General features: G+C 61.7%; 15 protein-coding genes. 9 read left to right on the top strand and 6 right to left on the bottom strand.

The genetic code is table 11. From position 1 onward, the window contains the following. The first annotated feature begins 10 nt into the window (after positions 1-10). Positions 11-1210, top strand: a complete 1200-nt coding sequence (locus JQ597_RS02415) for a DJ-1/PfpI family protein (RefSeq protein ID WP_212262559.1) — start codon at positions 11-13, stop codon at positions 1208-1210. 82 nt (positions 1211-1292) lie between these two features. Continuing rightward, positions 1293-1715 (top strand): hypothetical protein, encoded by a 423-nt coding sequence (locus JQ597_RS02410; protein WP_212262557.1) that lies wholly within the window; start codon positions 1293-1295, stop codon positions 1713-1715. Here JQ597_RS02410 and JQ597_RS02405 read toward each other — a convergent pair. From JQ597_RS02405 to JQ597_RS02395, 3 genes are all read right to left on the bottom strand, one after another. Further along, complete coding sequence (locus tag JQ597_RS02405; RefSeq protein ID WP_249133494.1) at positions 1712-2020, bottom strand: hypothetical protein; 309 nt, start codon at positions 2018-2020, stop codon at positions 1712-1714. The genes JQ597_RS02410 and JQ597_RS02405 overlap by 4 nt on opposite strands. A 118-nt stretch (positions 2021-2138) precedes the next feature. Next, positions 2139-2759 carry a hypothetical protein gene (locus JQ597_RS02400; protein ID WP_212262555.1) on the bottom strand — a complete coding sequence of 207 codons (621 nt, stop codon included), beginning with the start codon at positions 2757-2759 and terminating at the stop codon, positions 2139-2141. A gap of 12 nt (positions 2760-2771) precedes the next feature. After that, positions 2772-3089 (bottom strand): hypothetical protein, encoded by a 318-nt coding sequence (locus JQ597_RS02395; RefSeq protein WP_212262553.1) that lies wholly within the window; start codon positions 3087-3089, stop codon positions 2772-2774. Positions 3090-3356: 267 nt separating this feature from the next. Here JQ597_RS02395 and JQ597_RS02390 point away from each other — a divergent pair, with 267 nt between their 5' ends. Beyond that, positions 3357-3812: a YidB family protein gene (locus tag JQ597_RS02390; RefSeq protein WP_212262551.1), complete on the top strand. Its 456-nt coding sequence runs from the start codon at positions 3357-3359 to the stop codon at positions 3810-3812. A 24-nt stretch (positions 3813-3836) separates the two neighbouring features. Further along, positions 3837-4097: a GlsB/YeaQ/YmgE family stress response membrane protein gene (locus tag JQ597_RS02385; protein ID WP_212262549.1), complete on the top strand. Its 261-nt coding sequence runs from the start codon at positions 3837-3839 to the stop codon at positions 4095-4097. Positions 4098-4974: 877 nt separating this feature from the next. Here the strand turns inward: JQ597_RS02385 and sbmA are convergent. Together sbmA and JQ597_RS02375 are read right to left on the bottom strand one after the other, a co-directional pair. Beyond that, a complete protein-coding gene (gene sbmA, locus JQ597_RS02380) occupies positions 4975-6192 on the bottom strand; it encodes a peptide antibiotic transporter SbmA (RefSeq protein ID WP_212262547.1) in 1218 nt (405 codons plus the stop codon). Between the two features lie 140 nt (positions 6193-6332). After that, positions 6333-7778: a helix-turn-helix domain-containing protein gene (locus tag JQ597_RS02375; protein WP_212262545.1), complete on the bottom strand. Its 1446-nt coding sequence runs from the start codon at positions 7776-7778 to the stop codon at positions 6333-6335. Positions 7779-7998: 220 nt separating this feature from the next. Here JQ597_RS02375 and JQ597_RS02370 point away from each other — a divergent pair, with 220 nt between their 5' ends. The 4 genes from JQ597_RS02370 (at position 7999) to JQ597_RS02355 (ending at position 11371) form a co-directional block, all read left to right on the top strand. Further along, the gene (locus JQ597_RS02370; RefSeq protein ID WP_212262543.1) at positions 7999-9636 is read left to right on the top strand and encodes an isocitrate lyase; all 1638 of its coding nucleotides are present in this window, start codon (positions 7999-8001) and stop codon (positions 9634-9636) included. Between the two features lie 23 nt (positions 9637-9659). Beyond that, on the top strand, positions 9660-9866 hold the full coding sequence (locus tag JQ597_RS02365; protein ID WP_212033207.1) for a DUF4170 domain-containing protein: 207 nt from the start codon (positions 9660-9662) through the stop codon (positions 9864-9866). 214 nt (positions 9867-10080) lie between these two features. After that, a complete protein-coding gene (locus tag JQ597_RS02360) occupies positions 10081-10632 on the top strand; it encodes a hypothetical protein (RefSeq protein ID WP_212262541.1) in 552 nt (183 codons plus the stop codon). 22 nt (positions 10633-10654) lie between these two features. Continuing rightward, entirely contained in the window at positions 10655-11371 is a 717-nt protein-coding gene (locus tag JQ597_RS02355) for a glycine-rich domain-containing protein (RefSeq protein ID WP_212262539.1), read from the top strand. A 15-nt stretch (positions 11372-11386) separates the two neighbouring features. On the opposite strand, the gene JQ597_RS02350 is transcribed toward JQ597_RS02355, so the two are convergent. Next, positions 11387-12274 carry a metallophosphoesterase family protein gene (locus JQ597_RS02350; protein WP_212262537.1) on the bottom strand — a complete coding sequence of 296 codons (888 nt, stop codon included), beginning with the start codon at positions 12272-12274 and terminating at the stop codon, positions 11387-11389. Between the two features lie 115 nt (positions 12275-12389). On the opposite strand from JQ597_RS02350, the gene JQ597_RS02345 reads away from it, so the two are divergent. Next, positions 12390-12878: an NUDIX domain-containing protein gene (locus JQ597_RS02345; RefSeq protein WP_349628770.1), complete on the top strand. Its 489-nt coding sequence runs from the start codon at positions 12390-12392 to the stop codon at positions 12876-12878. Positions 12879-12941: the final 63 nt, after the last annotated feature.

Genomic DNA, 12941 nt, shown 5'->3' with positions numbered 1-12941 from the left:
GCCCAAGAACATGAACTGGCGACTTGTAAAATGGATCGGCCTCGGCGCCCCGGCACTGTTCGCAATCATCTTTGCGGGCTGGATTTTCACGCTGCCTCCGGCGGCCTCGTTTGCGGCTGCGCCGCAGATCGCGAAAGAGGAGGCTGAGGCCACGATTGCCGCGCTGAAGCCGCCGAAGCGCCAGCGTCCGCTGATCGCGATCATCGGCATCAATGATGCCACCGAGACCACGGACTATCTGATGCCCTATGGCATCCTCGCGCGCGCCGATGTGGCCGATGTGGTGACGCTGGCAACCAATCCGGGGCCGATGTCGCTATTCCCGGTGCTGAAGGTGGAGCCGCAGGCGACCATCGCTGATTTCGACGCGCAGCATCCTGATGGAGCCGACTATGTCATCGTCCCCGCCATGAGCCGGGACGACGATCCGTCCGCGCTGCAATGGATCAGGAGCCAGGCGGCCAAGGGAGCGATCGTTATCGGCGTCTGTGCCGGGGCAAAAGTCGTCGGCGACGCCGGATTGCTCCACGGCAAACGGGCGACGACGCACTGGTATTCGCTGCAGGAGTTGCAGGGCAAGCATCCGTCGATCCGCTATGTCGCGAACCGGCGGCTGGTGGTCGACGGCGCCGTTGCGACGACGACCGGGATCTCAGCGTCGATGCCGATGTCGCTGACCCTGATCGAGGCCATCGCCGGCCGCGCCAAGGCCGAAGCCGTCGGCCGCGACATCGGCCTTGCCGACTGGGACGCGCGTCATGACAGCAACGCCTTTCAGTTCACGCGCCCGTTCGCGCTGACGGCGATGCGCAATGTCATGGCCTTCTGGAATCGCGAGCAACTCGGCATCGAGCTTTCGCCCGGCATGGACGAAGTGTCGCTGGCCCTCGTCGCGGACGCCTGGTCGCGCACCTATCGCTCACGCGCAGTGATTTTTGCCGCTAGCGCCGGCGCGCTAGCGACCCGCAACGGCATTCGCATTGTGCCCGATGAGGTCGCCGCCACCTGGCCGGCGGAGCGGCGGCTGCCTGATATCGGCGTTTGGCCGCCGGCGAAGGCGCTGGACCAGACGCTTGCCGCAATCGAGGCGCGCTACGGCATGCCGACCGCCGACTTTGTCGCGATGCAGCTGGAATATCCGAGGCATGGTGCGCGCGTTGAGATGGGCAGAGCGGCCGCGCCGTCGTTGGGGCAGAATCGCTTACCTTAGGCCGGGGAGTCGACTCGAATCCGCCGATGGGGCAGTCTGCAAGGCATACTTGCAGCCATTGCGCGCACAAACGGGAGCTTCCATGAGCGCTATCAATCGCATTTCTTACGGACTATCGGCCGTTGCAGCTTGCTTCTTCACCTTCGCCGCGCCGGCCGGCGCACAACAATTGGCGACCAACGGGATCGGCGTCGCGTCTTGCGAAAAGCTGGCCAAGGACATGAATCCGGCAGAGGGCTTCAACAATGTGACCAACTCCCTGATCTTCTATTGGGTCCAGGGTTATATGAGCGCCGCCAACATCGCATTGCTCGAGGGCGACAGCCAGTATGTCGACCTCTATTTGATGAACGAAAAGAAGATCCTCCCGCTGATCTACGAATTCTGCCAGAAGAACCCGGGCAAGAAGCCGATCAGCGTCATCGATCAACTGATCGAGGATACCGACAAGGTCGAAGGCAAGTGGAAGAGCGGCACCGTTCCCTGGGCCGCGGACGACGATTAGAATTCGTCCGCCTGGGAGGGAAGTATTGCTTCCGGTTTGTTGATTTGCGCCGCGAGGAGCGGCTGCAGCCGTAACGCGTTGGCAGCCACATGCTTGCGATACATGTCGATAACCTGAGCGGAGCTTCCTCCAGCCAACAGAACCGACCCCGCCTGAAACAAGGCATCGACCTTCTCTTGGACCATCAGATGACTTTCGGCCGCCCCTTCGGCCCCGCCCTGGGCTATCTTCCACAATCTCCTGTCGATAACGGTGCCCGCTTCAACGGCAAGCATCATGGCGGAATACCAGGGGAAGAAAAACATGTCCGTTAAAGGCCTATATGTTCGACCGCGAACTGCGTCGATGACTGATCTCTCATCGCTGAGTGTCGATGCTCGGCAAAGAAGCGGCCCGCCGGGGCGGGCCGCCTTGATGCTTTGCTTAGCGAAGTCCGCCGCCGTAGAGCTGCCGCTCCTTGCGGACTTCCTCGGCGCCGTAGGGCTTGCTGGCGGGATCGAACGACTTCCACCCGGTCTTCTGCCAGGCGGCGCTGCGGTCGCGCAGGTTGACGGCAGATTCGTTCAATGCCGCCTCAAAGCGGGAACGATCCGCATCGGCAACGCGTGCTGAAACCAGCGTGCCGCCTCGGCGAATGCCCTCGGCGTAGGAGTGAGCATCGGCTTCCGAAACGCCGGCTTGCGTGAGCGCGCCGACGATACCGCCGGTAGCGGCGCCTGCGGCCGCGCCAACCGCCGTTGCGGCGAGCCAACCGGCCGCAACAACGGGCCCCAGTCCGGGTATCGCCAGCAAGCCTAGTCCGGCCAGCAGGCCGGCTGCGCCGCCGACGCCGGCGCCGATGCCGGCGCCCGTGCCGGCACCTTCGGCGCGGTCGTCGGTGCCATCGTGGTCACGATCCACCTTCTTGTCGGTGTTGAACCAGCCGTCGGAATTATTGGCGACCAGGCTGATGTCCGAGTGCGGCACGCCTGCGGTTTCGAGGCGCTGGACAGCTTGCTGAGCGTCAGTGTGATTGTTGTAGAGGCGAGAGATTGTGACGGTCATTTTTATTTTTCCTTACTTGGCAGTATTGACGTTGCCTTGAAAATCGACGCTCACCGCAGTAGCGGACCCGCTCTTGCTGGCCTTGCCGCGCCACACGCCGTTGTCATCCTTCTTGAGTTCGGTGACGTTGGTGTAGCCGGCATCCTCGATTTTCGACTTGGCTTGTCCTTCGGTGAAACTATTGCGACCCGCGACAGGAGCGTTGGAGTTGTTCTGTCCGGCGCTGTTGACCGCGTTGTTGTTTGGTCCGGGCTGCGCCGGCGGATTTTGCGCCGAGGCCGCAGTGGCCGCCAGCAATCCGATACAAACGAAAAGAAGTGAGCGTTTCATAATTTTCTCCAGAGTTTCAGGAGCGGGCCTAATCTCCCGTTATGTCTTTGGTTCCTCGCATCGCGACGTCATGCGTCTTTCGTTCGGCGCCACCAGACCGGTCAGTATGATCGTTGGCGGGCTCTTGGGGCGGTGAGTGCTGCCGCTGTGCGAAAGGACAAATCCTCTCAGACGACAATCGAAGCCATCTGACGGCTGGCATGGAACCCGGCAGGAACTGGCACGTTACAGGCGCGGTGATTCAGTGATTCAACGAAGGAGACGACCATGTCCCGCGGGATGCCATCGATGACAGCGCTATTGGGCTTGCTCGCTTTGGCGGGCTACCAGAACAGGGACAAGATCGCCGAGATGCTGAAAGGCGCGACCGGCAACGCGCAGCCGGGCGCCGGCAACCAGCAAGGTCCCCTGGGCGGCTTGCTCGGCAATCTCGGCGGAGCTCTCGGCGGCGGCGGTGTCGGCGGACTGCTGGGCGGCGGGCTGGGTGAGTTGCTCGAACGCTTCAAGGAGAACGGCCAGGGAGATGCTGCCGAGTCCTGGGTCGGGAAGGGACCGAACAAGGAGCTTCCTGCCCCGCAACTGAAACAGGCTATCGGCGCGGATGTGCTGGCCGCACTCGAACAGCAAACCGGCCTGTCGCAGGAAGAACTCCTGGCAAGGCTGTCGCGAGAACTGCCAAATGCCGTTGATCAATATACGCCCGACGGGCGCCTTCCGAGCTGACGCTCACAAACCGAGGATTTTGATATGGGCATTATCTGGACGATTATTATTGGTTTCGTGGCCGGCGTGATAGCGAAGTTCATCATGCCCGGAGACAACGAGCCCTCGGGGTTCATCCTCACGACGATACTCGGCATCATCGGGGCGTTCGTTGCGACGTTTCTCGGCCAGGCACTCGGCTGGTATCGCCCCGGCGAGGGGGCCGGCCTGATCGGCGCGGTCGTGGGCGCCATTGTTGTCCTGCTTGTCTACAGCATGGTTGCAGGTCGCCGGCGCGCGATTTGAGCGGCGCAAAGCGAGCGAGTAGCCCGCATGAGCGTAGCGATATGCGGGAAAGACGAGACCCGGATATCGCGCTGCTCATCCGGGCTACGGACTCCTTCCGTCATTCCCCGATGCGCAATTGCGCATCGGGGAATGACGGCGAGGTGCGACAAAACGGCCCGACGGGCAAATCAGTTCTGCTTTTCGGAAATCATGTCAAGTCCAAAATTTCTGAAAATCAAAAATACTTCTCTTTCCTTCGACCCAAATCACCGGCACATTCTCACTCATCCCGTCCCACTCAGAGGGGCGTCGGCCGTTGTCACGACGAGGGGCGGGTTGCGGTGGACGCTGACGTTGCGATTGACGGTCGCGGCTGATGCGTACGGTGAAAGCGTGTGGTCCTGGCGCCCGTAACGGCGTCAAGCCTTTCGGGAGCTAACGCTTCCGAGGGGCGACGGTGGCAATAGAGGCCGTCTCACCGGGGAGAGCGCGTCATAAGCCGTAAAGCCATTGCGCAGGGAATGTCGGATGCTCTCCGCTGCCCTGTATGCTCGTGTGCAGCCTACTTAGCACAATCCGCACACGAGACCGCGGGTGCAGCGCGCATCCGGCATTCCCTGCGCCCTCTGATTTCATGAGGGCGAGAAGTTTCCAGCAAAGCTCGGGCGCAATGCGCCGCGAGAACGGGAAGCTGCGTTTGAATGTGAATGATGGTGCAACAACAAACACCGCCGTCGTCCCGGGCTTGACCCGGGACCCATAACCACAGGAAGAAGTTTTGCGAATGGTCTCTGCTAGCGAAGCCTCATCGAGGGATCGCGGTATGGGTCCCCCGATGCGCAATTGCGCATCTGCGTTCGCCGGGACGACAATTGAGACTTTGCCAGTACCTCCCTCAAATCCCCGCGGGCTCCTTCACGTGCTCGATGTCGGGCAGCGGGGCGCCGGCGATCATGGCTTCGAAGCCGCGCAGGCGCTTGTAGACCGAGAGCAGGTCGACGATCGTGGTCCAGGAGTTGATCAGTATCTGGAACGAGTTTCTCACCTGAGTGAACGCATTCAGGATCTGCTGCAGCGGACCCAGCGTGAGCTTGCCGGCGACGATCGTCGGCGCCAGCAGGATGTAGGGAAAGATGACGTCTGTCTGCAAATAGACGATGCGGCCGACGTTGAAGTACAGGTAGTTCAAATAGAACCAGAAATAGTTTTTGCGAATGTGCACGAAGAGCTCATTCAGCGTCATCGGATCGGCGCGCGCCGGATCGTCTTCGCCGAGCACGAGCTCCTTGCGGTAGGCGGCTTCAACCCGCTGGTTGAAGAACTCGATGCCGGGCAGCTTGATGCCGATCAGCGCCAGCAAACCGGTTCCGAAGATCGACCACACGATCGCGGCGATCACCAGCGGATAGGGGATCGCACCGACGATAGGCAGCTCGGTGATAATGCTGGAAAGCCTGAGCAGCACCGGCAGGAAGGCGATCAGCGTCAGGATCGCGCTGATGAAATTGACGCCGAGGCCTTCGGTGATGGTCGCAAACCGCATGGTGTCTTCCTGGACGCGTTGCGAGGCGCCTTCGATGGTGCGCAGCCGCGGCCAGTGGGCGATGTAAAAATCGTTCATCGCGGTGCGCCAGCGGAAGATGTAATGGCTAACGAAGAAACGCGTCAGTACGCCGACGGTAACGGCGACCAGCGCGATGCCGGCAAAAGTCGAAAATTCTCCGTAGATCTGTTCGACAGTGACCGGCTTCGATTTCGAAAGCGCGGCCTGGAGCAGATCGTAGAACGGCCCGTACCACGTGTTGATGGCGACGCTGACCTGGACCTGGAAATAGGTGGCGAACAGGATCAGCGCCGAGCCCGGGATCGACCACAGCGCCCAGGGATGCGGCGAAAACCACATCCAGAAGGCTGTGAAGATGCCGACGAACGCCCAGAAATACAGATCGAACCACAGCGAACGCACTGACCAGAAGGTCGAGACGCCGACAACAGGCGCTGACGACCCGTACAGTTCGTTGGCGTAACTGTACCACAGCGTCATCGCCAGCGCGGCCCAGACGATCGCCGAGATGAAGAAGATTTTCGGGCGGGGGAAGAATGAAACGAACATTCGGTTGTCTCTCAGGTCAGAGGATTTGTGGCTACTCCGTCATTCCGGGATGGTGCGCTAGCACCAGACCCGGAATCTCGAGATTCCGGGTCTGGTCCTTCGGACCATCCCGGAATGACGGCCCTAAACATTTTCAACACTCACAACTCTCTCGCATTGCTGAACGCAAACGACGACACGCGCCGCGTGTTCTCATCCAGGATCAGCGTGCGCGTGATCGGCGGCTCGGCGCGCTGGCTGCAGTTCTCGCGCTCGCAGAGCCGGCAGTTGACCCCGATCGGCGTACCCTCGGTTTTCTCCAGGTCCATGCCGGCGGCATAAACCAGTTTTGCGGCATGGCGGATTTCGCACCCCAAACCGATCGCAAAGCGCGGCTGCGGCTGCGGGTGCGGCGCCACCGGCCGGCGCACCATCTGCGCGATCGAGAAATAACGCGTGCCGTCAGGCAATTCGATGACCTGCTTGAGCAGCCGGTCCGGCGTGTCGAAGGTCGAGTGCACGTTCCACAGCGGGCAGGTGCCGCCGAATTTCGAGAACGGAAACGTGCCGGAGGAAAACCGCTTGGAAACATTGCCGGCATTGTCGACGCGCAGCAGGAAGAACGGCACGCCGCGCGCGTTCGGCCGCTGCAGCGTGGTCAGGCGATGGCAGACCTGCTCGAAACCGGCATTGAAGCGCTGCGCCAGCACGTGAACGTCGTAGTTCAGCGCCTCGGCCGCGGAATGAAACGCCTGATAGGGCATCATGGTGGCGGCGGCGAAATAATTCGCCAGCGTAATCCGGTAGAGCCTTCGCGGCGTGTCGTCGAGCGGGCCGGCGCGGTTGACGATGGTATCGATGCTGGCGCTGCATTCAGCAAGCCCGATCTGCAGCGCGAGCTGGAAGGCCCGGCCGGGGCCGTCGACCAGTTCGGAGACCAGCAGCTGCCGGCGATGGCGGTCGAACCGCCGCAGCGTCTCGCGCATCACGTCGACAGGCATGATGCGGGTGACGATCGAATGCTTTTCACGCAATCGCGCGGCGAGGGCCGCAAACAATTCCTCGGACGGCACGCCCAGTTCGTCGCGCAGGCTTTCCGCGGCCTGTTCGAGTTCGGGGAAGTAATTGCGGTTGGCCTCGATCAGGTCGCGCACCCGTTCGATCGGATTGGCCTCGTACCGGGTTCCCTCGTCGCGGTCGGCCATTTGCGCCGCCACCAGCGTTTCGCCGCGGCGGGCCTCGGTATAGGCGGCGTACAGCCGTTGCAGGGAATGAGTCACACCGGGGCACAATTCAGCGAGATCGCGCAGTTCCTGTTTTGGCAGGTCGATTTGCCGGAACAGCGGATCGGAAAATATCTCGTTCAGTTCGGCGAAAAAACGATCCTCGTCGGCGGTCGCGAGATCGCGCAAATCAAGGTCATAGGTCTCCGCCAGCCGGAGCAGCAGCTGCGCGGTCACCGGGCGCTGGTTGCGCTCTATCAGGTTGATATAGCTCGGAGAAATCTCCAGGCCCTCGGCCATCTGGGTCTGCGAAAGGCCGAGCTGCTGGCGGATCCGGCGAAACCGCGGACCGACAAACAGCTTCTTTCCGGACTCGCTCGCCATGTCAGCCTTTCTGACGGATTTTGTGACAAAATTGACAAAATGACATCTGTGACAAGTATAGATGTTACATGACATCACCATTCAAAATCAAGCTATCTATACGAAATCGGGATTTTGGCGTTTAGCTCTCGGTACGTTTTGCAATGCACTGTCATGAATGTCGATTACGGCAAAGAGTGATGAATGCCGCAAATTAGTCGTCACCGAAAGGATTAAGCAAATGAACTATCAGCCACGTGGCATCGACCAGGCGATCAAGGGACCCGCTTCCTACGCGAGCGAGCTTGGCGCTGCCAAGGCGCTGCTCGAGACCCAGCCGACCTGGAACGGCGTCACCGCCGAAGCCGTGGCGCGCATGCGTCTGCAGAACCGCTTCAGGACCGGCCTGGACATCGCCCGGTACACCGCGGCGCTGATGCGCAGCGATATGGCTGCCTATGACGCCGATCCTACCAAGTACACCCAGTCGCTGGGTTGCTGGCATGGCTTCATCGCGCAGCAGAAGCTGATCTCGGTGAAGAAGCATTTCGGCGGCAGGACCGATCGCCGCTATCTATACCTGTCCGGCTGGATGATCGCCGCGCTGCGTTCCGAGTTCGGACCGCTGCCCGATCAGTCGATGCACGAGAAGACTTCGGTGCCGGCGCTGATCGAAGAGCTCTACACCTTCCTTCGTCAGGCGGACTCCCGTGAGCTCAACGATATCTTCCGCGCCATCGACGCCGCCCGCAAGGCAGGCGACAAGGCGAAGGAAAAGGAACTGATCGAAAAGGTCGACAACTTCCAGACCCATGTCGTGCCTGTGATCGCCGACATCGACGCCGGTTTCGGCAATGCGGAGGCGACCTACCTGCTCGCAAAGAAGATGATTGAGGCAGGTGCGTGCGCGCTGCAGATCGAAAATCAGGTCTCGGACGAAAAGCAGTGCGGCCACCAGGACGGCAAGGTGACTGTGCCGCACGAGGTGTTCCTGGCGAAAATTCGTGCCTGCCGCCATGCCTTCCTTGAACTCGGCGTCGAAGACGGCATCGTCGTGACCCGCACCGACTCGCTGGGTGCCGGTCTCACGCAGCAGATCGCTGTCAGCCACAAGCCCGGCGACATCGGCGATCAGTACAACAGCTTCCTGGATTGCGAGGAAATCACGGCCGATAATGCCCGGAACGGCGATGTCATCATCAACCGCAACGGCAAGATGATGCGTCCGAAGCGGCTTGCCAGCAACCTCTATCAGTTCCGTGCCGGCACGGGCGAAGATCGCTGCGTGCTCGACAGCATCACCTCGCTGCAGAACGGCGCCGACCTGTTGTGGATCGAGACCGAGAAGCCGCATATCGAGCAGATCGCCAAGATGGTCGACCGCATTCGCGAGGTCGTTCCGAACGCGAAGCTGGCCTACAACAACTCGCCGTCGTTCAACTGGACGCTCAACTTCCGTTGGCAGGTCTACGACGCGATGAAGGAAGCCGGCAAGGATGTCAGCAAGTACAACCGCGCCGATCTGATGAAGCCGGAATACGACGATACGCCGCTGGGTATTGAAGCCGACGAGCGCATCCGCACCTTCCAGGCCGATTCAGCCAAGCGCGCCGGCATCTTCCATCATCTGATCACGTTGCCGACCTATCACACGGCAGCTCTGTCGACTGACAATCTCGCGAGGGAGTATTTCGGCGAGCAGGGCATGCTGGGCTATGTGAAGAATGTTCAGCGCCAGGAGATCCGTCAGGGTATCGCCTGCGCCAAGCATCAGAACATGGCCGGCTCCGATATCGGTGACGAGCACAAGGAATATTTCGCCGGGGAAGCCGCTCTGAAGGCGGGCGGCGCCCACAACACGATGAACCAGTTCGGCTAACGGTAACAAGCAGGAGACTAGTCATGACGAAGAGCAATTTCTGGGTGATTGGCGGCGAGTTCGGCTCGATGAACTTCCACAAGCTCGTGGAAGGCTCGGCCCAGGTACAGGGACCTTTCAAGACCCGCAAAGAGGCAGAGGATGCCTGGCGCGCGGTCTCGGAAGAGAACCGTCACAAGGCCGGCGTGCGCTTTTCGATCGTCGAAGAGCCCTCCCGCGTCTCGGCCTGAGCGGCTGCTGCCGATAGACTAGAAGAAACGTCCAAGGAAAACGTAGGTGGGACGGCCCCATCCGGATCTCCGGGTGGGGCCGTCGGCCGTTTTCAACCGAAACAAGGCTTTTCAACCAAAACCTAAGTCATTGGGAACAAACGAGCTTTGCGCAAAACATGGTTACTGCTAGGTTAACCCCCGCCAACCCTTCAGGACAAAGGCGGGCCGCAAGATGTCAGACGTTCAGAGTACCGCCATCACCGAACCGCAACCGACGCGGCTGCGCGACGCGCTGCGCAAGGCGCGGATCGAGGCCGCCGACCGCACCGGCGTCGTCGTCGAACTGCGCGATGCTGAAGTCGCGCGGCTCGAGATCATGAACGAGGCGCTCGATCCCTTGTTCGCGCAGGTCCCCGAAAAGGTCGATCTGTTCGACCGCGGCGTCAGCCAGGGCGAGACCCCGCGGCTGTGGATCGACGTGGTCGCGCATATCCTGATGGGACGCGACAAGCGCATCTACCGCTTCGTGCAGGACACCCGCTTCGGCCGCATCGTGCTCGCCGAATCCCACGACGTGCCCGTCATCGTCGATGCCGTCACCGACTATGTCGCGCGCCGCATGATCGAGCGCGAGCATGCGATGGTGGCGACCCCGATGGTCGAGCCATCAGCCGAAGAGCCGCCGAAGCGCCGTGGCGGCCTCGGGATGTTCGTGTTCGGCTTCCTGCTCGGCGCCGCCGCCCTGTTCGGCGTCGCGCTGTTCGCGAGCCTGCGAAACCTCTAGCGCGGAGCCTGAAGGGGACCTCGTGCCAGCCATCATCATCGGCAACGCCATCGTGGCGGTGATCGTCCTGGTCATCGCCGCGAGCCTGTACGGCAAATGGCTGACGCTGAGGCGTGCCGAATATATCCGCACCTTCCGCTGGCCGCGCGGGCTGCTGCAGCGGCTGGAGCAGCATTACCCGGGCTTCCAGCGCAAGGACAGCGCGTTGGTCTCGCGGGGCCTGCGGCAGTTTTTCCTCGCCTATCTCATGAGCGGCAAGCGCTACGTCTCGATGCCCTCGCAAGTCGCGGACGATCTGTGGCACGAGTTTATCCTCTACACGCGCGAGTATGATGCGTTTTGCCGCCGCGCGTTCGGCGGTTTCCTGCATCACACCCCGGCGGTGGTGCTGAGCGAGCATCGCAAGAGCAACGAGGGCCTGCGGCGGGTCTGGTGGTACTGCTGCAAGTACGAGAGTATCGATCCTGTCAGGCCGAGCCGGCTGCCGCTGTTATTTGCGCTCGACAGCAAGTTCAAGATCCCCAACGGCTTTGTCTATCATCCCGACTGCGAGGAGTTACGCAAGAACGGCAGCGGCACCGCATACTGCGGTGGTGATTTCGCGGACTCGTCGGTCGATGGCTCGTCGTCTGGCTTCGGCGATGGCGACGCCAGCCATGGCGGCGATGGCGGGGCTAGCGATGGGGGTGGTGGCGGAGATGGCGGCGGCGGCGGTTGCGGCGGTGGCGGTGGGGACTAACCCTGCTTGAACCGGTTACGACAACCTGACTTGCGCCAACTGCCGTATGACATTGTCATCGCCAAAGCCGCGCACGGTCTGCACGCAGCGCCAGTGGTCGCCGTCGCGCTCGATCGAAAACAGATTATAGGCCGCGGCGGGATAGTGCCGGTGCGCCAGTGCCGACGCCGAAGGCACTCCGATCGCGGGAATCTGGCGGTCAGTGCCTTCGATCCACATGGTCGAATGAATATGGTCGTGCCCGTGCAGCACCAATTCCACGCCATGGCGCTTCAAGAGCGCGCGGAGCTGCCGCGAATCCGTCAGCCGCTTGATGCGGGAATCCGAATGCAGGGGATGGTGGACCAGCAACACCCGGAATGCCTGTTCGGACGACAATTGCGTCAGGATTCTATCCAGTCCATCGAGCTGGGTCCGCCCGAGCCTGCCGGTGGCCATCAGCGGCAGCGTCGGCACCGCGGAGGATACGCCGATCAGCGCCAGCGGGCCGCGCCGGCGCACGAACGGAAACGTCGCGCCGTTGGGCCCGGCATCGCCGCGCAGATAGTCGCCGAACGTTCCAGCGAAGCGATGCCTGGTGGCGCGCACATAGGCGTCGTGATTGCCGGGAATCACCGTGACTTCCTGCGGCGCGCCGACGCTTTCAAGCCAGGCCTGCGCCGGCGAGAACTCGGCTTCCAGCGCGAGATTGACCAGATCGCCGGTGACCGCGATATGGTCAGGCTGCTGGACCTGCATGTCGGCGACCAATGCGTCGAGCACCTCGCGGCGGTGGTATTTGTGGCGGTTGCGGGTCCAGTTGAGATAGCCGAGCGCGCGCTTGCCCGCGAGATCGCGCAGCCGTGCCGCCGGCAGCGGCGGCAGGTGCGGATCGGACAAATGCGCCAGCGTGAATGCGGCCATCAACAACCTCGTCAGGAATCCTTGCCAGAATCCTTGCCAGAATCCCTGCAATGTATTGGCAAGCCAGCGGTATCTGCGCAAGGATCAAACATGATGTCCGGCATTTGAGGTATTTGTGACCGCTCTGCAGAATCTTCGAAAACGCTTCGAGCCGCAGCTGCGGCGGGTAATGCATCTCTATTGGCGGATCGCCCGCGGCATGACGCTCGGGGTCCGCGGCGTCGTGCTCGACGGCAGCAACAGGGTGTTTCTGGTCAAACACAGCTATATCTCCGGCTGGCATCTGCCGGGCGGCGGGGTCGAGGTCGGCGAGACATTCCTCGAAGCATTGCGGCGCGAACTCATGGAGGAGGGGCGGATCGAACTCACCGACGAGCCGGCGTTGCATGGTCTGTTTTTCAACGTCCACGTATCGCCCCGCGACCATGTCGCGGTCTATGTCGTCAGGCAATTCCGGCAGGACCGCCTGCCGGAGCCCAACCGCGAAATCGTGGAATGCGGGTTCTACGATGCGGCTGCACTGCCGGCGGACACTACCCGAGGTACGCGCCTTCGGATCGCCGAGGTGCTGGATTTCAAGGCACGGACCGCGACCTGGCGCTGATTTTTGCGCAGGCGCTCGGTTGCGTCCCGCCATCACAGCCCCTAGAAGCGGAGCAGTCGAGGC

Source organism: Bradyrhizobium sp. AUGA SZCCT0177 (genome assembly GCF_018130125.1).
Classification (GTDB): Bacteria; Pseudomonadota; Alphaproteobacteria; order Rhizobiales; family Xanthobacteraceae; genus Bradyrhizobium.
The sequence above is the reverse complement of the archived record's forward strand: the minus strand, read 5'-3'. Positions and strand labels throughout refer to the sequence as shown.